Annotated in this window: 23 protein-coding genes and 1 tRNA gene; 6 read left to right on the top strand and 18 right to left on the bottom strand. The window is 65.4% G+C overall.

Going from position 1 to position 22,612, the window contains the following annotated elements:
• Nucleotides 1-61: 61 nt before the first annotated feature.
• The 7 genes from pth to BSIN_RS18305 form a co-directional block, all read right to left on the bottom strand.
• Entirely contained in the window at nucleotides 62-670 is a 609-nt protein-coding gene (pth, locus tag BSIN_RS18335; RefSeq protein WP_059517765.1) for an aminoacyl-tRNA hydrolase, read from the bottom strand.
• Between the two features lie 125 nt (nucleotides 671-795).
• Nucleotides 796-1,410, bottom strand: coding sequence for a 50S ribosomal protein L25/general stress protein Ctc (locus BSIN_RS18330; protein WP_059517767.1), 615 nt, complete (start codon nucleotides 1,408-1,410; stop codon nucleotides 796-798).
• A 162-nt stretch (nucleotides 1,411-1,572) separates the two neighbouring features.
• Entirely contained in the window at nucleotides 1,573-2,529 is a 957-nt protein-coding gene (locus BSIN_RS18325; RefSeq protein WP_059518037.1) for a ribose-phosphate pyrophosphokinase, read from the bottom strand.
• A 43-nt stretch (nucleotides 2,530-2,572) separates the two neighbouring features.
• Nucleotides 2,573-2,649, bottom strand: a tRNA-Gln gene (locus BSIN_RS18320).
• A 53-nt stretch (nucleotides 2,650-2,702) separates the two neighbouring features.
• Nucleotides 2,703-3,584, bottom strand: coding sequence for a 4-(cytidine 5'-diphospho)-2-C-methyl-D-erythritol kinase (gene ispE, locus BSIN_RS18315; protein ID WP_089341516.1), 882 nt, complete (start codon nucleotides 3,582-3,584; stop codon nucleotides 2,703-2,705).
• A 33-nt stretch (nucleotides 3,585-3,617) separates the two neighbouring features.
• Nucleotides 3,618-4,256: a lipoprotein insertase outer membrane protein LolB gene (gene lolB / locus BSIN_RS18310; protein ID WP_173678712.1), complete on the bottom strand. Its 639-nt coding sequence runs from the start codon at nucleotides 4,254-4,256 to the stop codon at nucleotides 3,618-3,620.
• Nucleotides 4,253-6,073, bottom strand: a complete 1,821-nt coding sequence (locus BSIN_RS18305; protein WP_089341515.1) for a tetratricopeptide repeat protein — start codon at nucleotides 6,071-6,073, stop codon at nucleotides 4,253-4,255. The genes lolB and BSIN_RS18305 overlap by 4 nt, the downstream gene beginning before the upstream one ends.
• Nucleotides 6,074-6,590: 517 nt before the next feature.
• Between BSIN_RS18305 and mutM the strand changes: the two genes are divergently transcribed.
• Nucleotides 6,591-7,418, top strand: coding sequence for a bifunctional DNA-formamidopyrimidine glycosylase/DNA-(apurinic or apyrimidinic site) lyase (gene mutM, locus BSIN_RS18295; RefSeq protein WP_059517773.1), 828 nt, complete (start codon nucleotides 6,591-6,593; stop codon nucleotides 7,416-7,418).
• A gap of 4 nt (nucleotides 7,419-7,422) precedes the next feature.
• Nucleotides 7,423-8,529 (top strand): A/G-specific adenine glycosylase, encoded by a 1,107-nt coding sequence (mutY, locus tag BSIN_RS18290; RefSeq protein ID WP_089341513.1) that lies wholly within the window; start codon nucleotides 7,423-7,425, stop codon nucleotides 8,527-8,529.
• Nucleotides 8,530-8,750: 221 nt separating this feature from the next.
• On the opposite strand, the gene BSIN_RS18285 is transcribed toward mutY, so the two are convergent.
• From BSIN_RS18285 to kdsD, 11 genes are all read right to left on the bottom strand, one after another.
• Nucleotides 8,751-9,383, bottom strand: a complete 633-nt coding sequence (locus BSIN_RS18285) for an LON peptidase substrate-binding domain-containing protein (protein ID WP_069235006.1) — start codon at nucleotides 9,381-9,383, stop codon at nucleotides 8,751-8,753.
• Between the two features lie 26 nt (nucleotides 9,384-9,409).
• Nucleotides 9,410-10,303, bottom strand: coding sequence for an RNase adapter RapZ (gene rapZ, locus BSIN_RS18280; RefSeq protein ID WP_059517779.1), 894 nt, complete (start codon nucleotides 10,301-10,303; stop codon nucleotides 9,410-9,412).
• 72 nt (nucleotides 10,304-10,375) lie between these two features.
• Nucleotides 10,376-11,344 (bottom strand): HPr(Ser) kinase/phosphatase, encoded by a 969-nt coding sequence (gene hprK, locus BSIN_RS18275; protein ID WP_004195225.1) that lies wholly within the window; start codon nucleotides 11,342-11,344, stop codon nucleotides 10,376-10,378.
• A 120-nt stretch (nucleotides 11,345-11,464) separates the two neighbouring features.
• Entirely contained in the window at nucleotides 11,465-11,974 is a 510-nt protein-coding gene (ptsN, locus tag BSIN_RS18270; protein ID WP_059517781.1) for a PTS IIA-like nitrogen regulatory protein PtsN, read from the bottom strand.
• A gap of 232 nt (nucleotides 11,975-12,206) precedes the next feature.
• Entirely contained in the window at nucleotides 12,207-12,563 is a 357-nt protein-coding gene (hpf, locus tag BSIN_RS18265) for a ribosome hibernation-promoting factor, HPF/YfiA family (protein WP_059517783.1), read from the bottom strand.
• A gap of 151 nt (nucleotides 12,564-12,714) precedes the next feature.
• A complete protein-coding gene (locus BSIN_RS18260) occupies nucleotides 12,715-14,211 on the bottom strand; it encodes an RNA polymerase factor sigma-54 (RefSeq protein ID WP_089341512.1) in 1,497 nt (498 codons plus the stop codon).
• Between the two features lie 147 nt (nucleotides 14,212-14,358).
• Complete coding sequence (gene lptB, locus BSIN_RS18255; RefSeq protein WP_089341511.1) at nucleotides 14,359-15,135, bottom strand: LPS export ABC transporter ATP-binding protein; 777 nt, start codon at nucleotides 15,133-15,135, stop codon at nucleotides 14,359-14,361.
• Nucleotides 15,132-15,797, bottom strand: coding sequence for a lipopolysaccharide transport periplasmic protein LptA (gene lptA / locus BSIN_RS18250; RefSeq protein WP_059517789.1), 666 nt, complete (start codon nucleotides 15,795-15,797; stop codon nucleotides 15,132-15,134). Before lptA ends, lptB begins: the two co-directional genes overlap by 4 nt.
• Nucleotides 15,798-15,815: 18 nt before the next feature.
• Nucleotides 15,816-16,430, bottom strand: coding sequence for an LPS export ABC transporter periplasmic protein LptC (gene lptC, locus BSIN_RS18245; RefSeq protein ID WP_059517791.1), 615 nt, complete (start codon nucleotides 16,428-16,430; stop codon nucleotides 15,816-15,818).
• 4 nt (nucleotides 16,431-16,434) lie between these two features.
• The gene (locus tag BSIN_RS18240) at nucleotides 16,435-16,992 is read right to left on the bottom strand and encodes a KdsC family phosphatase (RefSeq protein WP_069235005.1); all 558 of its coding nucleotides are present in this window, start codon (nucleotides 16,990-16,992) and stop codon (nucleotides 16,435-16,437) included.
• Entirely contained in the window at nucleotides 16,992-17,975 is a 984-nt protein-coding gene (gene kdsD, locus BSIN_RS18235) for an arabinose 5-phosphate isomerase KdsD (protein ID WP_059569654.1), read from the bottom strand. Before kdsD ends, BSIN_RS18240 begins: the two co-directional genes overlap by 1 nt.
• Before the next feature lie 395 nt (nucleotides 17,976-18,370).
• Here kdsD and BSIN_RS18230 point away from each other — a divergent pair, with 395 nt between their 5' ends.
• The 4 genes from BSIN_RS18230 (at nucleotide 18,371) to BSIN_RS18215 (ending at nucleotide 22,590) form a co-directional block, all read left to right on the top strand.
• The gene (locus BSIN_RS18230) at nucleotides 18,371-20,380 is read left to right on the top strand and encodes a monovalent cation:proton antiporter family protein (protein ID WP_089341510.1); all 2,010 of its coding nucleotides are present in this window, start codon (nucleotides 18,371-18,373) and stop codon (nucleotides 20,378-20,380) included.
• A gap of 110 nt (nucleotides 20,381-20,490) precedes the next feature.
• A complete protein-coding gene (locus tag BSIN_RS18225) occupies nucleotides 20,491-21,057 on the top strand; it encodes an adenine phosphoribosyltransferase (protein WP_069235003.1) in 567 nt (188 codons plus the stop codon).
• 46 nt (nucleotides 21,058-21,103) lie between these two features.
• Complete coding sequence (locus BSIN_RS18220; RefSeq protein ID WP_059569651.1) at nucleotides 21,104-21,718, top strand: LysE family translocator; 615 nt, start codon at nucleotides 21,104-21,106, stop codon at nucleotides 21,716-21,718.
• 14 nt (nucleotides 21,719-21,732) lie between these two features.
• Nucleotides 21,733-22,590: an NUDIX hydrolase gene (locus tag BSIN_RS18215; protein WP_089341560.1), complete on the top strand. Its 858-nt coding sequence runs from the start codon at nucleotides 21,733-21,735 to the stop codon at nucleotides 22,588-22,590.
• The last annotated feature ends 22 nt before the right edge of the window (nucleotides 22,591-22,612 follow it).

Here is a 22,612-nt window from a genome sequence, read left to right as displayed (position 1 = left end):
TAAAAGACCAAACCGGCGCAATCCGCGAAGCCCGCGCGCCGCCGCGCCTATCCGCAGCCTGTTACGCGCCGCTGTTGCGGTGCAACTGCATCATCGCGCGTTCGAGTTCGCCTTTGATGACGAGCGGCATCACCGCGCGCGCGCGTTCGATCGCCGCGTCGATCACATCCTGCTCTTCCTTGCGCGGCGGCTTCAGCACGAAGTTCGCGACGTCGGGCTTCGCGCCGGCGCGTGCGCTTTCGGGAATCAGCTCGCGCGGATGGCCGATACCGATCCGCAGCCGCCAGTATTGCTGCGACGACAGATGTGCGGAGATGTCCTTGAGGCCGTTGTGCCCGCCACTGCCGCCGCCGAGCTTCAGCTTGACAGCGCCGGGCGGCAGATCGAGTTCGTCGTGCGCGACCAGGATCTGGTCCGGCAGGATCTTGAAGAAATGCGCGAGCGCGACGACCGATTGGCCAGAGCGGTTCATGTAGGTCTGCGGCTCGAGCAGGTGCACCTCTTCGCCGAAGAGCCGTGCCTTTGCATAGCAGCCGTGGAAGCGCCGCTCGTCGCGCAGCGACGCGCCGGCTTCGCGCGCGAGCTGATCGACGAGCCAGAAGCCCGCGTTGTGGCGCGTTGCCGTATATTCTGCCCCGGGATTGCCGAGGCCGACGATCAACTTGATCATGATGTACTCGCCTGTCAGGGCACGCCGCCGCCCTGGTGGGTCGCAACAAAGAAAAACCCGCCGGGCAAGCCGCGGCGGGTCGTCGACCGTTGTGAAAAACGGTCCGGGAAGGCGCTGAAGGGCGCTTAAGCAGCCGGCGTTTCGCCTTCGCCCGCCGCCGCTTCTTCCGACACGGCGCCGGCCGGAATCGTCGCGGAGGCAACCACCGGGTTTTCTGCGTCGACATGCGGGGTCAGCGCGACGCCCTTCGGCAGCGCGATGTCCTTCGCATGCAGCGACTGGCCCGCTTCGATCTTCGACAGATCGACTTCGAGGAATTCCGGCAGGTCGCCCGGCAGGCACTCGACGTCGATTTCCGTGACGACGTGCGACACGACCGCGCTCGACAGCTTCACGGCCGGGCTCGTTTCCGCGTTCAGGAAGTGCAGCGGCACCTTCGTGTGCAGCTTCTTCTTCGGGTCGATGCGCTGGAAGTCAACGTGCAGCACGAGCTGACGGAACGGATGATATTGCACGTCGCGCAGCAGCACGCGTTGCGACTTGCCTTCGACTTCGAGATCGAGGATCGACGAGTGGAAGGCTTCCTTCTTCAGCGCGTGCCACAGCGCGTTGTGATCGATCTCGATCATTTGCGGCGCGGCTTCGCCACCGTACACGATACCCGTGGTCTTGCCGGCATTACGCAGGCGGCGGCTCGCACCCGTACCTTGCTGTTTGCGCTCGAAAGCGACGACTTTCATGACTTTCTCCAATGACTGCCCGCGACCAGGCAGTAAAACAGGGCCCCGCTATCGCACGGAGCCTTCGACGAACGGCCGGGGGTTCGTCAGTCCCGGCCGATTATGCAAAAAGCGAAGCTCGACGCTTCGCTTTCTGCGCATGCTTTGCAGCGGCGGTTCGTTTTACGATTCCGCGAACAGCGACATCACCGAATCGCCGCGGCGGATTCGCGAGAACGTCTCGGCCAGCAGACCGGCGCTCGACAGCGCACGAATCTTCGGGCAGCCGAGCGACTCGGCCGACAGCGGGATCGTATCGGTGACGACGAGTTCGTCGAGCGCCGATGCGGCGATCCGGTCGCCCGCGCCGCCCGACAGGACAGGGTGGGTCGCATACGCGAACACCTGCTTCGCGCCGCGCTCCTTCAACACTTGCGCGGCCTTGCAGAGCGTGCCGGCGGTATCGACCATGTCGTCCATGATCACGCATGTCCGGCCGTCAACTTCACCGATGATGTTCATCACTTCGGCGACGTTCGCTTTCGGGCGGCGTTTGTCGATGATCGCCAGGTCGCAGTTCAACTGCTTCGCGAGCGCGCGGGCGCGCACGACGCCGCCGACGTCCGGCGACACGACGAGCAGATCCGGATGGCTTTGCTTGCGCAGATCGCCGAGCAGGATCGGCGTGGCGTAAATGTTGTCGACCGGGATGTCGAAGAAGCCCTGAATCTGGTCGGCGTGCAGATCCATCGTGATGATCCGCTCGACGCCGGCGATTTCCAGCATGTTCGCGACGACCTTCGCGGAAATCGCGACGCGTGCGGAACGCGGGCGGCGATCCTGGCGCGCGTAGCCGAAGTAGGGGATGGCGGCGGTGATCCGGCCGGCGGATGCGCGCTTCAGCGCATCGACCATGATCATCAGCTCCATCAGGTTGTCATTCGTCGGCGCACACGTGGATTGAAGGACGAAAACATCCTTGCCCCGCACGTTTTCCTGGATCTCGACTTGGATCTCGCCGTCGGAGAAACGGCTGACCATTGCTTTGCCGAGGGGAATACCGAGAATTTTGACGACTTCCTGTGCAAGCGCGGGATTGGCGTTGCCAGTAAAAACCATCAGGCCGTCATGGCTGCTCATCATGCACCTGCTTCGGGCTTAGGCGGGAAATGCGGGAAATGTTTGGCAGGGGAGGAAGGACTCGAACCCTCGCATGCCGGAATCAAAATCCGGTGCCTTGACCAACTTGGCGACTCCCCTACACTCAACTTTGAGCAACATCGGAAGTGTAGGCCATCCGATGCCGCGAAACTTCATGACGCGAAAGCGTAGAGTGGATGCTCACTCAAGCTCTCGGTAACCGTGCTGCTCCAGCTTTCCGGCAATTTGGCTTGCACCGCTTTTGCCTCGTCTTTGCTGCCGAATGCCGCAAAAACGCTTGCACCAGAGCCCGTCATCCGAGCGGGGGCCAGATTATAAAACCAATCGACCACCTTTGCAACTTCCGCGTACTGCCTTGTCACAACAGCTTGCATATCATTCCGGCCAAAGCTGTCTGGCCATCCTGCTTCGCTGCTACGCTGTGCAAGAAAGTCCATAATTGTGACGGGCTTTGAATCTCTTGTCAACGATTTATCGGAAAAAATCGCTGCGGTTGGAACATGAACCGATGGTGTCACAACCAAGAACCAACGAGGCGGTAATTCTACCTGTTGGAGCGCTTCTCCGATACCCTCAGCGAATGCATTTTTTCCGAATACGAAGAACGGTACGTCCGCGCCGAGCTTGACCGCCAGCGCCTGCAATTCCGCGCGTGGCAGATCGAGGCGCCAGAGCCGGTTCAACGCGAGCAGCGTCGTTGCCGCGTCGGAGCTGCCGCCGCCCAAGCCCGCGCCCATCGGCAGGCGTTTGTCGATTTCGATGTCGACGCCGGCCGCGACGCTGGCGTGCGTCTTAAGCAGCAAGGCCGCACGCACCACGAGGTCGGCTTGCGCCGGCACGCCCGGCACGTCGGTCTTGCGCGAGACTTGGCCGTCGTCGCGCAACGTGAAGTGCAGCATGTCGCCCCAGTCGAGCAATTGGAACACGCTTTGCAGTTCATGGTAGCCGTCCGGACGGCGGCCCGTGATATGCAGGAACAGGTTCAGTTTCGCCGGGGCGAGGCAGTTGCGCAGCGAGCGGGTCGTATCGGTCATGCGAAAAACTTTTTCGAACAAAAATGCACGCGCTCAGTGCTCGAGCACGAGCTTGATGTCGAGCGCGGGCTCTTGCCGCATCAGGTCGACGCGCTTGACGCCGACTGCGGGCGCGTCGGCGTATGCGAGATAATCGATGGTCCAGCCGTCCTGGCGGATTTCCTTGATGCGTGTGCCGTCTTGCGGGTCGCGCACGGTTTCGGCGGGCGTCGCGGGAGCGGGGGCCGGCTGTAGCCAGTAGCGCAGCCCGTCGAGCGGCAGCGAGAAGCCGAGCGTTTTTTGCATCAGCTCGCCGACGTCCGATGCATACTGCGGTTCGCGGTTCGGCAACTCGAGCGATGCGCCGTCGGGCGCCGATTTGACGATTGCGAGTGTTTGCCCGAGCGGATTCCTCAATTCGAGCGTCACGCTCGCGCCTTGCTCCTGCCAGTCGAAATTGCCGTAGACGTTGCGCGCCGTGCCGAGTTCATCATGGTATTGCACCGCGAAGCGGCCCGTATATGCGCGGCTCGACGCGGTGCGCAGCGCGTCCGAAGCGGCGGCAGCCGCGCCGGGCGCGCTCGTGCGCGGCGGCGACGCGCAGCCGGCAAGCGCGAGCGCGGCGCAGACCGATGCGGCGAACGCAAAGCCGCGTGCCGCGCGTGGCATGGCGAAACGCTTCATCGCGATCAAAGCCCGTTCACCTGAAAACGCTTGAGCGTCTGCACGAGCGTGTCGTTGTCCGGCTCGAGCTTGCGCGCGGCGCGCCACGCGGCGCGTGCTTCGTCCTGCGAGCCGCTTTTCCACAGCACTTCACCGAGATGCGCGCCGATTTCCGCGTTCGGCTGCAGATCGTATGCGCGCTGCAGGATTTGTTTGGCGTTGGCGGTATCGCCGAGGCGATACTTGACCCAGCCGAGGCTGTCCATGATGAATGCGTCGTTGGGCGCGAGCGTGTTCGCCTTCTCGATCAGCTTGCTCGCTTCCTGCAGGCGCAGATTGCGATCGGCAAGCGAATAGCCGAGCGCGTTGTACGCCTGCGGATTGTCCGGCTGCGCACGCATCAGCAGGCGCAATTGCTGTTCCATCGTCGTGTATTGGCCGATCTTTTCGCACGCCATTGCGTAGTCGTAACGCAGATCGGCATCGTCCGGAAAATCGTTGACGGCCTGCGCGAGCCGGTCCGCGGCTTCCTTGTAGCGCTTCGCGCTGAAGAGGAGCGATGCGTCGGTGCGCACGACCATTGCGGCGTCGCGCGGGTCGGACGGCTGCAGGTTCGCGAGCAATTTGCGCGCTTCGTCGGTCTTGCCTTGCTTTTGCAGCAATTGCGCGCGCGTGATCTGCGCGGACAGGTATTGCTGGCTCGATTCGTCGACCTTGTCGAGCCATTGCGCGGCAAGCGCATCGTTGTTCTGGTCGAGCGCGATCTGCGCGAGATAGACGTAAGCCTGCCCGACGTCCGCGCCGGATTTCTTCTGCGCGACCCGCACATAATCCTTCAGGTACGCGCTTGCCTCGTCGAGATGCTTCTGCTGAATCTTGATGAGCGCGAGCGCCATCAGCGGCGTCGGGTCGCGCGAGTCGTTCTTGCGCATCGCTTCGAATTGCGTTTGCGCATCGTTCAGGCGATCGTCGGCAAGATAGAGCTGGGCGAGCGCCAAGCGGCCGTCGCGTGACTTCGGGTTCTGCTGGACGAACTTTTCGAACGATGCGATGCCGCTCGCGCGTTCGGCCGGCCCCATTTGCGACAGCATCAGCGCTGCGGGCAGATAGTCGGGTTTGATGCGCAGCGCTTCCTTCAGCGACTGCACCGCGCCGGTTTTGTCGTCGGTCGCGAGCAGCTGCCGCGCGATCGCGAGCCGCGCTTGCGGACGGTTCATGTCGTTCTTCAGCAGATCCTGCAGAACGGTCAGGCCGCCGACGCGGTTCGGCCCGCGCGACAGCAGCGCCTGCAGCGCGAGAATCGCGTCGCCCCGGGTGTCGGGCGACGTGCGCGCGAGTTCTTGCGCGAGCAGCGGCTGCGCGTCGGCGGGCCGGCCGCCGAGCACGAGCAAAGCGGCGTCGACTTGCCCGGCGCGCTGCGAATTCGGCGCATACTCGCGCCACAGATTCGCTGCGGACAGCGCATCGGCCGGGCTTTGCGCGGCGAGCGCGATTTCGGTCGCGCGCTGTGCCATGCGCGGATCGCGCGTGTCGCGCGCGAGCGCCAGGTAGGTCTGGTACGCGGGCGCGGGCAGATTGCGCTGCAGGGCGACCTCGGCCGCGAGCACCTGATAGACGATCTGGCTTGTCAACGGGACATTCGGCAGATTTTTCTGCTCTTCCGGCAACGTCGGCGCGAAGGCGTCTTGCGATGCGTCGTCGTCTGCCTGGTCTTGCGCATGGACGGGGAAGGCGGCCAACGTCCACGCCGCGATGAGCGCGGCGCCGATCGTGCGGCGTACCGTGGCGGTGCGCGGGCTGCGCGCAGCGGCAACGCGCTTCGGGAACAGCTTCGAGGGCAAGGTCATGGAAATCCGTTCAATGTTTCAGCCGATTGTAACGCGCTCGCTACAATACGCGCACTGTTGCCATTTGCTAGCGTGTGTTACGCCCGAAACATGCGCGCGAACGTCCGAAACCGCCCGTTCCCGGCGGAAAATTTCTTCCAGGCGCGGGCGGGTGGTTTGGCGGCGGGCGGGCTCCGATGCCGCGGTGTCGGCCCAGCCGGCGTCGCCGCGACGGGCCGCGCCGTCATACGGGCGATTTCGGGCATGCTTGCGGCAGCCGTTTTCGGTTCGCGCTTGTCGGGCGGGCGGACGTTTGCGCTGCATGACGCTTGCCGCCGGGATATGCGGGCGTTACCCGTACCGCATCCCGCGGGCATGTGCGCTGTCCGTCGCGGTGACGGGATTTCCGGCGGCTCGTGCCGCAAGTAGGCGGGCGCGGCGGCTCGGCGCCGCGCAAGCGGGCATCGCCGTGGGCTGCGCGTGCATGTCATCGCGAATGTCAGCAGCCTTTGCTCAGTGAGATAGAGACCAGTCAACCATGCCAGAGTTGCCGGAAGTCGAGGTTACCCGCCGCGGCATCGAGCCGTTCGTCGCAGGCCGGTGCGTGAAGCGCGTCGACGTGCGCACCACGATGTTGCGCTGGCCGGTGCCAGCCGATCTCGCCGATTTGCTGAAGGCGCGCGAGGTGCGCGGCGTCACGCGTCGCGGCAAATATCTGTTGTTCGAAGTCGATGCGGGATGGTTCATCGTCCATCTCGGCATGACGGGTACGCTGCGCGTGCTGCCGACCGGTAAGCCGCCAGCGCCTGAAAAGCACGATCACGTCGATTGGATCTTTGACGAATTCGTGTTGCGCTTTCGCGATCCGCGCCGTTTTGGCGCCGTGCTCTGGCATCCGCGCGATGCCGGCGACGTGAGTGCGCACCCGCTGCTCGCGAGCCTGGGTGTCGAGCCGTTCTCTCAAGCTTTTTCGGGCGCGCTGATGCATGTGCGCACGCGCGGGCGCACGGTGTCGGTCAAGCAGGCGCTGCTTGCGGGCGATATCGTCGTCGGCGTGGGCAATATCTATGCGTCCGAGAGCCTGTTTCGCGCGGGCATCCGGCCGACTGTCGCGGCCGGGCGCGTGTCGTTGCCGCGTTACGAGCGTCTGGCCGACGCCGTGCGCGCCACGCTTGCCGATGCAATCGACCGGGGCGGCAGCACGCTGCGCGATTTCGTCGGCAGCAGCGGCGAGAGCGGCTACTTTCAGCTCGACTGTTTCGTCTACGACCGCGCGGGCAAGCCGTGCCGGGTTTGCGGCACGCCGATCCGGCAGATCGTCCAGGGTCAGCGGTCGACCTATTTTTGTCCGAATTGCCAGCATTGAAATCTTGAAACCGCCTCGCACTTCTCCCCCAGCCCCCGCCGTCACGCCGCTTCACCGGAGCTTTGCGCCGACGCTGATCGAATGGCAGTGCAAGCACGGCCGCCACGATCTGCCGTGGCAGAACACGCGCGATCCGTACCGGATCTGGTTGTCCGAGATCATGCTCCAGCAGACGCAGGTATCGACGGTCGTGCCGTACTATGTGCGCTTTCTTGAGCGTTATCCGGACGTCGCCGCGCTCGCGGCCGCGCCGATCGACGATGTGATGGCGTTGTGGGCCGGGCTTGGCTACTACTCGCGCGCGCGCAATCTGCATCGTTGCGCGCAGGCGGTTGTCGAGCAGCATGGCAGCGCATTTCCTGCGACGCCCGACGCGCTTGCCGAATTGCCGGGCATTGGCCGCTCGACGGCCGCGGCGATCGCGTCGTTCGCGTTTGGCGCGCGTGCGACGATCCTCGACGGCAATGTGAAGCGGGTGCTCGCGCGCGTGTTCGGCGTCGAGGGTTTTCCGGGCGACAAGCGCGTCGAGAACGAGATGTGGGCGCTTGCCGAGGCGTTGTTGCCGGATGCGGCCAACCCGGCCGACGTGACCGCTTACACGCAGGGTTTGATGGACCTTGGCGCGACGCTGTGCGTGCGCGGCAAGCCCGATTGCGCGCGCTGCCCGTTCGCGGGCGATTGTGTCGCGCAGCGCACCGGCAGACAGCGCGAGCTGCCGGCCGCGCGCCCGAAGAAGGCAGTGCCCACGCGCCGCACGTGGATGCTGGTGCTGCGTGACGGCGACGCGGTGTTGTTGCAGCGGCGCCCGCCCGCAGGCATTTGGGGCGGCTTATGGAGCCTGCCCGAGGCGGACGGCGATGCGGCGCTCGCGCGCCGCGCGCGCGAATTCGGCGGCGCGAAGCCGGTGCCGCTCGCGCCGCTCACCCATACGTTTACGCACTTCAAGCTCGAGATCGAGCCGCGGCTCGCGCAACTCGACGGCACGGCGGCGGCCGTGCCGCAAGCGGCCGACGACGAGACCGCATGGGTGCCGCTCGACAAGCTCGATGCTTACGGCGTGCCCGCGCCGGTGCGCAAGCTGCTCGACGGGTTGACCGGGTCGTTGCTTTAGGGGACGAGGGCGGTAATGCCGTTTGGGCGGTTATTCGGCGTCCGGCCGGGTCGAAAAAGGCGGCCCGAACGGGCTGATCCGAGCGGCTGGTGCTGCCTGCGCCGAAAGGCAGCGGCGAGCAGCGCCGGAGCATCGCCATTACCGGCGCTGGAGGGGGCAGGACAGCAAGGCGCAACGGATTGCCGCGGCGGGGGCCCCTGCAATGGCGATCCCGGCGTGATCTACAGCCATCCATGCCGATGCAATTCCCGATGCACCGCGTCGATGCGCGCGCCGACATCGGGAAACTCCATCAGCTTTTGCCGCGCGCGTAAATCGAGCGGCAGCACTTCGGCAAGCCGATTCGACACCCAGGTAGGGTCGTCGAAACGAAATGGCTCGATGAACGGCAGCTCGGTCCCGGATTTGCGCAACGCCTCGATGATCCGCTCGAGTGCTTCCGAGCACGCGCCGAAGCGGGCAAGCGCGTCGTCGCCGTCGAGCGGGAGGTCGTCTTGCATCGGCTCGGCGATGCCGACCAGCAAGCCGTTCGATTCGACCCGGTGCGACAACAGCTCGAAGCGCTGCGTGCCGAGCGTGCGCAGGTAGAGCATGCCGAATTCGCCGGTGTCGCATTCGATGATCCGCGCCATGCAGCCGATCGTTTCCGGCACTGATATTTCGCCTTCCTGAGCGACTTCGGGGCCGCTTTTCAGCAGGCATACGCCGAACGGTGCATTGTCGCGCAGGCAGGCGCGCGCCATGTCCAGATAACGCGCCTCGAACACTTTCAGAGGCAGCAGCCCGCCGGGGAACAGTACCGTATGCAGCGGGAAAAGCGGCAAATCGATTAGCGTGGTCGACAGAGAGGACATGGCAGGGCCGGGGTGCAGGAGCGGCGCTAGGTGACTAGCCGCGACGACGCGTCCACATCGACGGGCGCGTCACGATGCCGCACGATCACATTGGCCTGTTGCGAAAGACGGGCGGCAAGCGTCTCCGCGAGAAATACCGACCTGTGCTGGCCGCCTGTGCAGCCGATGGCGACTGTCAGATAGCTGCGGTTGTCTTCGCGAAAATGCGGCAGCCATTTGACGAGAAACGATTCGATGTCGTCCAGCATTTGATGGACGATGGGCAATGCGTCGAGAAACGCGACGACCGGCCTGTCGAGCCCGGTGAGCGGGCGCAGTTCGTGATCGTAGTACGGATTGGGCAACGCGCGCACGTCGAACATGAAATCGGCGTCGAGCGGCACGCCGCGCTTGAAGCCGAACGATTCGAACATCAACACGAGATCGTCGTTTTTCTGCTCGATGAAACGTTTGACCCACGTGCGCAGTACGTTCGCGCGCAGATTGCTCGTGTCGATCTGATGGCCGAACTCGGCGAGCGGGGCGACGAGGTCGCGCTCGCGCTCGATGGCTTCTTCCAGCGACGATAGCAGGCCGATGTCCGCGTCCTGCGACGGCGAGCCCGACAGCGGGTGGCGGCGGCGCGTCTCGGAGAAGCGCTGGATCAGCGCCTGCGTGCTTGCGTTCAGAAACAGCACGCGCACATCGTGCGCGTGCGACAACGCCCGGATCAAGACGGGCATTTCGTCGAGCGATGCGCTCGAGCGCGCGTCGATCGCCACGGCGAGCCGGTGCTGACCTTCGTCGGCTAGATAGCGGGCAAGCTCGGGCAGAACGCGCGGCGGCAAGTTGTCGACGCAGTAGTAGCCTGCGTCCTCGAGCGCGTTCAGCGCGACGGATTTGCCGGAGCCGGAAATGCCGGTGATGAGGACAATGCGCATGAGCAGAGGGAATCGTGACGTTTCATCATAGCACCGGCTCGCGTGCGCGCATCGTCGCGCAGCCGGCGCGGGTTAGACGAGCTTGCCGGGGAACTGGCTGTCCGGGTCTTGCATGGCCAGGCGCTGGCGGTCCATGAAGTCGCGCAGGGTATCGATGCCGCGCAATTGCAGGATCGTGTTGCGCACCGCCGCCTCGACGAGCACCGCGAGGTTGCGGCCCGCCGCGACTTGAATCGTGACCTTGCTGATCGGCAGGCCGAGCACGTCGACCGTTTGGCTTTCGAGCGGCAGCCGCTGGAATTCGCCGTCCGGCCGGCGCACGAGCTGAACGATCAGCTTCAGCTTCATTTTCCGGCGCACCGCGGTTTCGCCGAAGATCGTCTTGATGTCGAGCAGGCCGAGGCCGCGCACTTCGAGCAGGTTTTGCAGCAGCGGCGGGCAGCGCCCTTCGACGAAATCGGGGCCAAGTCGGACGAAATCGACGGCGTCGTCGGCGACCAGCCCGTGCCCGCGGCTGATCAATTCGAGCCCAAGCTCGCTCTTGCCGAGCCCCGAATCGCCGGTGAGCAGCACGCCCATGCCGAGGATGTCGAGGAACACGCCGTGCAGCGTCGCGCGCGGCGCGAGGATGCGCGACATGTAGAGGCGCAGGCTGTCGATCACGGCGGCGGCCGACATCGGCGTGGTGAAAAGCGGCGTCGACGAGCGCGTGCAGCGCAAAACAAGCTCCGGCGGCGCAGCTGCGCCGCCCGCGACCACGAGAAACGGCGGTTCGAGCGCGATCAACTCGGCCATGTGGCGAGAGCGATCCTCGTCAGTCTGGCGTTGGTAGTAGTCGATTTCCGCTTCGCCCAGCACCTGGATCCGGTTCGGGTGGATCAGATTCAGGTGGCCGACGAGATCGGCGCTCGACGTCGCGTTCGCGACCGTGTCGGCGGAGAATCCGCGCTCCCAGCCTTCATGCCCCGTCAGCCAGCTGAGTTTCAGCATGGCGGCGTTGTCGTCGAAGATGCTCTGGGCGTTGATGCTGGACGTATCCATGAGTCCGTCACTCCAAGGGATCGGCACGCCGATGCCGCAACGGCGGTTGCGGCGCGAGCCCGGCGGTGGGCGGCTCGGTCTGGCGGCGCAAGCCGCACCAATGGGGCGCGAACCGTTCCCTCAAGGTTGCCACTGAGTCAGCAGCCGATGCAACTCATCGCGGTCCGTTTCGGTGTGCAGACGCTCTCGTGTGTCGCGGTCGGATAAGAGCTGGGCGATTTCGGAGAGGATTTCGAGATGCTGCTGCGTCGCCTGTTCCGGCACGAGTAGAAAGATCAGCAGCGAGACGGGCTGACCGTCCGGCGCTTCGAACGGAATCGGTTCCGCGAGCCTTACGAACGCGGCGAGCGGGTGCTTGAGCCCCTTGATCCGGCCGTGCGGAATCGCGACGCCTTCGCCGAGGCCCGTCGAGCCGAGGCGCTCGCGTGCGAAGAGATTGTCGGTGACGGTACTGCGGGCGATGCCGTTCTGATTCTCGAAGATCAGGCCGGCTTGTTCGAAGACGCGTTTCTTGCTGGTGACGGAGAGGTCGACGACGACATTCTCCGGAGGCAGGATTTTGGCTAGGCGATTCATGTTGGCAAGCATGAGGGCGGCCTGGGGTCTCCTCGCGGCGGACTGATTTTCCATATTGGACAAAAAGACGGCGTTAGGCGACGGAGACTGGAGAAAACGCGGCGAACCGGTTCACGCCCCCGATGATAATTCGGACATTATAGAGCACTGTAAGCGGTGCCGCGCATCGTGCTAAACACGGGCCGTCGCTTGCCGGATACGGCCCGCGCGCATCGTGCGGCGGCATTCGGCTCATGAAAAAGCCCGCGCGTGGCGGGCCGCTTGGTTGGCGCGGATGCGCCGCCGGTCATTGCGGAGGCAACTCGATTTCGGCCGACTGATGATGCTTGATCGGTTCGTGAACGTGCGCTTGCAAGCGCTCCATGTGCTTGACGACTTGCCGGTCGAGCTTGTCGATCAGCAGATCGATCGCTGCATACATATCGCCGTTCGCGCTTTCGACGAAGATGTCTTTACCTTTCAGATGCAGCGTGATTTCCGCTTTTTGCCGTCTGTCCTTTTCCTTGTGATTGTCGACCGTGAGGATCACAGCGCCATCGATGACCTGATCGCTATGTCGTAGCACCCTGTCGAGCTTGGTGATCACGTATTCGCGAATAGCAGGCGTGACTTCGAGATGGTGTCCACTGATCTTCAGGTTCATAGTGCTTCTCCATGCTGATGACCACCTTCCGCGTAGAGGCGGCAGCGCCTGCCGATCGCGTATGCCGGTGCTCGCGGTGGCGAGCGGATGGATCGGCCGGCTTTGCCGTCGACGGTGCGGCGGCCGGAAAATGCCCGCCGAGCACGACGGGCTACAGAGACTTGCGCAGATTCACCGCGGGGATTTTCAGGGCTTCGCGATACTTGGCAACCGTGCGGCGCGCGACCACGAACCCCTGTTCCGCCAGCAGCTCGGCTATGCGGCTGTCTGAAAGAGGAGATTTAGGGTCTTCGGCTCCTATCAGTTGTTTGATGAGGGCGCGGATCGCAGTGGATGACGCGGCGCCCCCGGTGTCCGTCGATACGTGCGATCCAAAAAAGTACTTGAATTCGAGCGTACCGAACGGGGTCAACATGTACTTGCCGGTTGTCACACGGGAGACAGTCGACTCGTGTAGGCCCAGCGTATCAGCTATTTCCCGCAAAACCAAGGGGCGCATGGCAATTTCGCCGTGCGCGAAGAAATTCTTTTGACGCTCGACAATCGCTTGTGCAACGCGAAGAATCGTCTCGAAGCGCTGCTGGATGTTCTTGATCAGCCAGCGCGCCTCTTGCAATTGCTGCTTGAGCGAACCCGTGCCCGGATCGCCGCGGCTATTGCGCAGAATATTCGCGTACAGATGGTTGATCCGCAGCCGCGGCACCACGTCCGGATTGAGTTCGGCCTGCCAGCCCTGGCCCGCTTTCTTCACAATGATGTCGGGCACCACGTAGTCCGCTTCGGCCTTGCCGTATGCCGCACCGGGGAACGGTTCGAGCGAGCGGATCAACGCGTGCGCATCGCGCAGCTCGTCGTCGCCCGTCTTCAATTGCTTGCGCAGGCGCGTGAAATCGCGCGCGGCGAGCAGCTCCAGATGCTGCGACACGATGTCGAGCGCGAGCGCGCGTGTCGGGGACGGATCGAGGCGCAGCAATTGCAGCTTCAGGCACTCGGCCGGGGAGCGCGCGCCGACGCCCGCCGGATCGAAGCTGTGCAGCAGCGCGAGCGCCGCGTTCAACTCGTCGGCGTCGACTTCGAGTTCGGCCGGCAGATCGGCGAGGATTTCGTCGAGCGATGCCGTCAAATAGCCGTCGTCGTCGAGCGATTCGATCAGGAACGTTACGAGTGCGCGATCGCGCGGGCTGGCCTGCGTGACGCACAGTTGGGCGGTGAGATGATCGCGCAGCGATGTCGCCGTTTCGTGGATTTGCAGCGGTGGCAGATCGTCGTCGTCGGAGGCGGCGCTCGAGCGGCCGAATTCGTCGAGATTCCACGGGCTTGTGTCGCTGCTGTCGGACGAATAGTTATCGTATTCATCGACGCCCGCAGGTTCGGTGTGCTCGCTCGTCGAGCTGGTGCCGTTCGACAGGCCGGGTTGCGGATCGGGTGCGGACGGGGCGGGCGTGTGCGCGATCAACGAGCCGTCGGCCGCAACGCGCAGCGGGCTCGCGATCCAGTCGTCGTTTTCGAGCAGCGGATTTTGCGCGACCGCCATCGCGACTTCCTGCTGCAGTTCAAGCGTCGACAACTGCAGCAACCGGATCGATTGCTGCAGTTGCGGCGTGAGCGCGAGATGCTGCGACAGGCGGAGTTGGAGACTGGCTTTCATGGCAAAGAGGGAGTCATACCGGCAGTTTGCCACGAGGGCGGCGCATTGAGGCGATCGAATGACGCGCGGCAGCGGAAGGGGCGCGGGAGCGCGCACCGCGCGAAGCGCGGCGGCGTGCGAAAGGGCGGGCGGGGGATTCCGCGCCGCTCACATGCGGAAGTGCTCGCCGAGGTAGACGCGCCGCACGCTTTCGTTTTCGATGATTTCCTGCGGCGCGCCGGAGGCGAGAACCGACCCGTCGCTGATGATGTACGCGTGATCGCAGATGCCGAGCGTTTCGCGCACGTTGTGATCGGTGATCAGCACGCCGATGTTGCGCTGCTTGAGGAACTTCACGATCTTCTGGATTTCGAGCACCGCGATCGGATCGACGCCCGCGAACGGCTCGTCTAGCAAGATGAAACTCGGGTTGCTCGCGAGCGCGCGCGCGATCTCGACACGGCGGCGCTCGCCGCCCGACAGCGACAGCGCCGGATTCTCGCGCAGGTGCGCGATCTGCAGCTCGTCGAGGAGCGCCTCGGCGCGCGCGCCGATCTCGTCTTTCGTGAGCCGCTTACCGTTGTCGCCGTGCTGCAATTCGAGCACCGCGCGGATGTTCTGCTCGACGCTCAGCTTGCGGAACACCGACGCCTCCTGCGGCAAATACGACAGGCCGAGCGATGCGCGCTTGTGGATCGGCATCAGGCTGATCGGGCTGCCGTTCAGCGAGATATCGCCCGCGTCGAGCGGCACGAGGCCGACGATCATGTAGAACGACGTGGTCTTGCCGGCGCCGTTCGGGCCGAGCAGGCCGACCACTTCGCCGCTTTTCACGTCGAGCGACACGTCCTTGACGACGGTGCGCGAGCCATAGCGCTTTTTCAGGTTGCGCACGACGAGCGAACTCGACGTGCCGGCCGGCTGACGGTTCGGGAGGGCGTTCATTGGGCGGGCGCTCCCTGCAGATCGGTCGACGGCGCGAGCTTGGCCGGCCCGCCGACGAGCGGCGCGGCGCCGCCGCTTTTCGGCGTCAGCATCGCGCGCACGCGGCCGCCGGGGTTGCCCGGCGCGATGACGTCCTTGCCGCCGCGGGCGGTGTAGAAATCGCGCTGGCCGTCGTAAGTGATCACGCTGCCGTGCACGGTGTCGGCGACGGTGGACTGGCCTTGCAGCCGGCGCACGGTCGCGTTCGTCGTCAGCGTCGTGAGATCCTGCTTGCCGTCGTAGTCGATGCGCTCGGCATCGCCGTCGATGTATTCGTCGAGGCCTTCGCGCTTCTGGCGGAACGACGCGTGCCGTTTGCCGGACGCCGTCGCGGTTGCGTACTGATAGCCTTGCGGGTCCTGGCGCACTTCGACGCGATCGCCCTTGATGATGATCGTGCCCTTCGTGATGACGACGTTGCCCGTGGCGACCGTCACTTGCTTCAGATCGTCATAGGTCAGGTTGTCCGCCTCGACGTTGATCGGCTTGTCGCGGTCGGCTCTTTCGGCGTGCGCCGCAGGCGCCACGCCCGCGAGCGGCAGCACGACGAGCGCTGCCGCGAGTGCGGCGCGAGCGGCGCGATGGGCGCCGCTCGGCAATAAACAGGGGAACGATTCGTTCATGCAGTTCCGCATGGTGAGTTACTTGGGTTGGCTTCGCGCGCCGCCCGACGTGTCGGACGCGGCGATCATGCCGCGCACGTTGCCATACAGCTCGATGACCCGGGTGACGTTGTTGTACTTCATGCCGGCCGTGGCGTTTGCGATCGACAGGCCGCGCTGAAGTTTAACCGGCTTTTCGGTCTCGATCACATCGTCGTTGACCAACACCCGGAAATGCTCGGAATCCGCCTGCATCGGCGGATCGTTCGGGCCTGCCGCGCGCACGATCTGCGCGTTGTCGTATAGATCGACGATCGAGACGTCGCCGTTGACGACGCCGCGTTTGGCGGTCGCGGTCACGGTGGGCTTGCCCGGTTGGAACGCGCGCAGCGCGGGCAGCGTCAGATCGCTGGTTTCGTCGTCTTCGTAATGAACCAGCCCCTCGGCCGTCAACCGGTATTGGGTCGAGCCCGTCTGGTCGAGTTCGGTAACGGAGAAGTTGTTGGCGAAATAATCGGGCGTATGGGATTTCGAATGCTTGATCTCTTCGCCGGGCGGCGGCAGCGTCGCTTGCAGCAGCCAGTATGTGCCGCCCGCGAGCGCCGCCATCGCGACGAGCGGGATCAGCGAAGTCAGCCGGGATTTGCCGTCCATTCGTTCAGACTCCACAAGCGGCTGCGAGCAGCGCGTCGTAGCGATGCTGCGCGCGCAGGATCGCATCGCACACTTCGCGCACCGCGCCGTGTCCGCCCCGCGCCTCGGCCACCCAATGCGCGCGCGCGATCACCTCCGGATGGGCATTCGCCGGCGCGGCCGCGAAACCGCAACGCAGCATCACCGCGAGATCGGGCCAGTCGTCGCCCATGTAGCCGCACGCTTCGGCGGCGATGCCGGTCTTCTGCAACAGTTCGGCGAACGCGGCGGGCTTGTGCTCGACGCCCTGAAACAGATGCGCGATCTTCATCTCGGCCGCGCGCGCGGCGACGATGTCCGAGCGGCGGCCCGTGATGATCGCCGTTGCGATGCCGGCTTCGCGCAACAGCTTGACGCCGTGGCCATCGAGCGAGTTGAACGACTTCATCGCGTCGCCGGCGGCCGTGAAGTGCAGGCTGCCGTCGGTGAGAACGCCGTCTACGTCGAAAATCATCAGCTTCACGCGGCCGGCGCGCTCGGCCGTGGACGCGGGAGATGAAGGGGACGCGGGGGACGTGGACATCAAATCACCTTCTTCGAGAACAGGTCGTGCATGTTGAGCGCGCCGACCAGCACGCCCGTTTCGTCGACGACGAGCATTTGGTTGATCCGGTGGCGCTCCATCAGCTCCACCGCCTCGACGGCCAGATGGTTCGGCGCGATCGTGCGCGGGTGGCGCGTCATCACGTCGGCGATCGGCAGCCGGCGGAAATCGCCGTCGCGCTCGAGCACGCGGCGCAGGTCGCCGTCGGTGAAGATGCCCGCGACGCGGCGTTGCCCGTCGACGACGGCCGTCATCCCCATGCGCTTCGCGGTGATCTGGAAGAGGGCGTCGGAGAGCGTCGCGTCGAGCGTGACGAGCGGCATTTCGTCGCCGGTGCGCATCACGTCGCGCACGTAGGTCAGCAGACGCCGGCCGAGTGCGCCGCCGGGATGCGAGCGCGCGAAATCGTCGGGGCCGAAGCCGCGCGCGTCGAGCACCGCGACGGCGAGCGCGTCGCCGAGCGCGAGCGCGGCCGTGGTACTGGCTGTCGGCGCGAGGTTCAGCGGACAGGCTTCTTTCGCGACGGCCGCATTCAGATGGACGTCGGCGAGCTTGGCGAGGCTCGATGCGGGACGGCCGGTCAACGCGATCAACTTCGCGCCGAGCCGTTTGACGACCGGCAGGATCGCGACGAGTTCGGCCGATTCGCCGGAATACGAGATCGCGATGAACACGTCGTCCGCGGTGACCATGCCGAGATCGCCGTGACTTGCTTCGGCCGGATGCACGAAGAACGCAGGCGTGCCGGTGCTCGCGAGCGTCGCGGCGATTTTACGGGCGATATGCCCCGATTTGCCGATGCCGGAGACGACCACGCGGCCCCGGCAATTCAGCAGGAAGCCGACTGCGCTGACGAAATCTCCGTTGAGCTGATCGGCGAGTGCGCGAACGGCGTTCGCCTCGATGTCGAGCACGTCGCGAGCGAGCGCGAGCGCCCGATCATCATTGATTTTCGCTATCATGCGCGGAGTATAGCAAAGGCGTTTGTTCGCCGCGCCGGGCCCCTGGGGCCTGTTCACGCTGATAACGGGCTGGCAGCGCACATTCGCGCCGGATTCGAAAATCCGCTCGCGAAGCCGGCCACGGCGCCTGCGGGGGCGTCCCGCGGAGCGCAAAGGTCGATCGCCGCGTCATGCCCGTTGCGAATGCGCCGCGCATTCGCGTCGCTTCGAAGCCGGCCCTTGGGCGCCCTACGGGGCTGCCTTCGGTTGCCCCGCCGGGACTTTGTTCGGCCGCCGCGCTCGGTGCGCGTAGCCCGTCATCAGCAAGAGCAGGCCTTAGCGCCCATCTCCCGTAGTCATCTCCCGGCCCAACCGGCGCTTGTATCGCGCCGCCGACGAACGAGGACGCTTCGCCCGTGATTTCTCCGCTCGAAATGACGCTTCTCCTGCTGCTCGCCTCAGTGGTGGGCGTCGTTGTGTTCAGGTCGCTGAATCTGCCGCCGATGCTCGGCTATCTGACCGTCGGCATCCTCGTTGGCCCGCACGCGGCGGGCTTCGCGGCCGACCTCGAGCGCGCCGAGCATCTCGCCGAGTTCGGCGTCGTGTTCCTGATGTTCTCGATCGGCCTCGAGTTCTCGCTCGCGAAGCTGCGCGCGATGCGCCGGCTCGTGTTCGGGCTCGGGCTCGCGCAGGTGGTCGGCACGATCGCGGTCGCGCTCGTGCTCGGCGCGATCTTCGAGCGCTGGGTGCACATCACGTGGGAGGGCTGCATCGCGCTCGGCGGCGCGCTGGCGATGTCGTCGACGGCGATTGTCTCGAAGATGCTCGCCGAGCGGCTCGAGATCGAGACCGAGCACGGCCGCAACATCTTTGGCGTGCTGCTGTTCCAGGATCTTGCCGTGGTGCCGCTGCTCATCGTGATCGCCGCGTTCGGCGGCGAGTCGTCGAAGGATCTCGCGGTGTCGCTCGGGCTTGCGTCGGTGAAGATCGTCGTCGCGCTCGCGCTGCTGCTCATCGTCGGCCAGCGCTTCATGACCCGCTGGCTCGACGTGGTCGCGCGGCGGCGCTCGCAGGAGCTGTTCGTGCTGAATCTGCTGCTGGTCACGCTCGGCGCCGCGTTCGTCACCGATCGCTTCGGGCTGTCGCTTGCGCTCGGCGCGTTCATCGCCGGGATGCTGATCGCCGAGACGCCATACCGCCATCAGGTGGAGGAGGACATCAAGCCGTTTCGCGACGTGCTGCTCGGCCTGTTCTTCGTGACGACCGGCATGCTGCTCGATCCGAGCGTGATCTGGCGGCATCCGTTCGTGGTTCTGGGTTTCTTCGTCGGCCAGATTTTGTTGAAGAGCATGATGATTACCGGGCTCGCGCGTGCGTTCGGCGCGGCGCCGGGCGTCGCGATGCGTACCGGGCTCGGGCTTGCGCAGGCCGGGGAGTTCGGCTTCGTGCTGCTGAATCTGATTCTCGATCGGCATCTCGTCGATCCCACGCTGTTGCAGGCGATTCTCGCGTCGATGCTGTTGTCGATGCTTGCCGCGCCGTTCCTGATCCAGAACGCGAACCGGATCGTGATGCGGCTGTCGTCCACCGAATGGATGCAGCAGTCGCTGCAAATGACGCGAATCGCGACGCAGAGCCTCAAGCAGCAAGGCCACGTGATCATTTGCGGTTACGGCCGCGCGGGGCAGAACCTGGCGCGGATGCTGGAGCAGGAGGGGATCTCGTATGTCGCGCTCGACCTCGATCCGGACCGCGTGAGCGCGGCGGCCGCCGCCGGCGAATCGGTCGTGTTCGGCGACGCGGCGCGGCGCGAGTCGCTCGTCGCGGCGGGCATTCATCGCGCGGCGGCGGTGGCGATCACGTATGCGAACACGCCGTCCGCGCTGCGCGTGCTGCACAACGTTCACGAGCTGGAGCCGACGCTGCCCGCGATCGTGCGCACGGTCGACGATGCCGATCTCGAGAAGCTGCTCGCGGCGGGGGCGACCGAGGTGATTCCGGAGATCGTCGAAGGCAGCCTGATGCTTGCGTCGCATACGCTCGTGCTGATGGGCGTGCCGATGCGGCGCGTGGTGCGGCGCGTGGAGGAGATGCGCGATGCGCGCTACAGTCTGCTGCGCGGCTACTTCCACGGCGCGGACGATGCGGACGACGACGATCACGAGCAGGTGCGGCTACAATCGGTGCCCGTCGACGCGCGTTCGGAGGCGGTCGGCCGCTCGCTTGCCGATCTGGGGCTGTTCGCGCTCGGCCTCGAGGTGACGGCGATCCGCCGGCATGGGATTCGCGGCGTCGAGCCCGATCCGGGCACGTTGCTGCGCGCAAGCGACATTGTCGTGCTGCGCGGCTTGCCGGAGTCGCTCGCGATCGCCGAGGAGCGGCTGTCGCGGCTCAGGCGCGACGGCGGGCCGGCCGCGGCGGTTTGACGCCGTCGCGCGGTTTTTCCGCCGGGTTCGGGCCGCCGCCCGGGTCGAGCCCCGCATGACACGCGGCCCGAGCGTCATCTCGCGCCATTTATTCAGTTTTGGAGAGTTTCATGATTGCCTCGTCGCCCGACGCGCAGCTCGGCCCCGTCGAATTCATCCGCAGCCGGATTCGCACGGTGCCCGACTGGCCTCAGCCGGGTGTGATGTTTCGCGACATCACGCCGTTGTTGCAAAGCGCGAAGGCGCTGCGCGTGCTCGTCGATCTGTTCGTCGAACGTTATGTCGACGCGAAGCTCGACTATGTCGCGGGGCTGGATGCGCGCGGTTTCATCATCGCGCCGATCGTCGCATACGAACTCAATGTCGGTTTCGTGCCGATCCGCAAGGTCGGCAAGCTGCCGTACAAGACGCGCTCGGAGTCGTATGCGCTCGAATACGGCACATCGACCGTCGAGATTCACGAGGACGCGTGCAAGGCCGGTGACAGGATCATCATCGTCGACGACTTGATCGCCACGGGCGGCACGATGATGGCGGGCAAGAACCTGCTCGAGCGGCTCGGCGCGCAGGTCGTCGAGGGCGCGGCGATCGTCGATCTGCCGGATCTCGGCGGCTCGGCGCGGCTGCGCGGCGCGGGTCTGCCGCTTTATACGGTTACCGAATTTTCCGGGCACTGAGCGCGTTGCGCGCCGCGTCTGCTTTGAATCATCAAGCGAGCTTGCGATGCCGAATTTCATGTTGTTTCTCGCCGCTTCGTTGGCGATCACGATTGCGCCCGGCCCGGACAACCTGCAGGTGCTTGCGCGCGGCATCTCGCAGGGCCGGATGGCTGCTGTCGTCGCAGCGCTCGGCTTCGCGTCCGGGGTGCTGTTTCACACGACGCTTGCCGCGTTCGGGATCGCCGCGCTGCTGAGTTCGTCGCCCGTCGCGTTCCATCTGCTCAAGCTCGCGGGCGGCGCGTATTTGATCTGGATTGGCGTGAAGGCGCTGGCGAGCAAGGGGCTCGCGGCCGCGCACGAACGCGCGCCGCAGCCGGTTGCGGCGATCTTCCGCCAGAGTGTGATCGGCAGTATGCTGAATCCGAAGGTGACGCTGTTTTTTGTCGTGTTCCTGCCGCAGTTCGTCGATCCGGGCGGCACGCAGCCCGTTGCGCTGCAAATGTTCGAGCTGGGTGTGCTATTCATGACCCAGGCGGCCATCGTGTTCTCTGCGTTCGGCCTTGGCGCGGGGGCGATCGGCGGATGGCTCAAGCGCCGGCCGCGTGCGGGCGTCTGGCTCGACCGGCTCGCCGGCGCGACGTTTGTCGCGCTCGGCCTGCGCGTGGCGTTCAACGATTGACGCGGCGCGCGATGATGACCTTTCCGTGCATCGCCGCCGCGCGCCGTTTCGATCCATCGGCGCACATACCGTTCTGGATCGCCGGGCGGCAGATCGGCTGGCTGCGCCGCTGCGATGTCGCGCGGCTCGCGCGCTGGCCGGACGTGTTCGAGTTTCCGGCGGGGCGTGTGGAGCTTGCCGCGCGCTATGACAGCGTCGACGCGCGCAGCATGGCGCTGGCAGGGCCGATCGGCGCGCTCGCGGCCGACGGCGCGATCGTCGGTTGGCGCGACGAGATCTATGCGATCCGCAACCGCTTCGACGATCCGCCGCTCGCGTACATCGAGCGTGCGGCGTCGCGCTTCTTCGGTACGCTGACATACGCGGTGCATTTGAACGGCGTCGTAGAATATGCGCCCGCCGAGCCGTTTCGAATGTGGCTGGGCAGGCGCAGCGCGACAAAGGCGACCGACCCCGGAATGCTCGACAACGTCGTCGCGGGCGGCATCGGCTGGGGCCTGGGCATCGAGGACACGCTCGCGAAGGAGTGCTGGGAAGAGGCGGGCATTGCGCCCGAGCTTGCGGCGCGCGCGATTCCCGGCCGCGTTGCGCACGTGCTGTGCTCGCTGCCGGAGGGCACGGAGGCCGAGCAGGTATTCATCTACGATTTGCCGCTGCCACGCGATTTCTCGCCGTGCAATCAGGACGGCGAAGTGGCCGAGCATCTGCTCGCGGGCGTCGACGAGATCGTCGGCTGGCTGCGCGCGGGCGCGGCAACCGTCGATGCGAGCGTCGCGATGCTCGACAGCCTGGTGCGTCATCGCGCGATTTTGCCCGAAGCCGCGCCCGGGCTCGATGCGCTGTTCGCGCCGCCGCCGCTGGCATTCGGTTGAGCCGCGCGATGCGGCGCGAATC

This window comes from Burkholderia singularis (assembly GCF_900176645.1).
GTDB lineage: Bacteria > Pseudomonadota > Gammaproteobacteria > Burkholderiales > Burkholderiaceae > Burkholderia > Burkholderia singularis.
The sequence above is the reverse complement of the archived record's forward strand: the minus strand, read 5'-3'. Positions and strand labels throughout refer to the sequence as shown.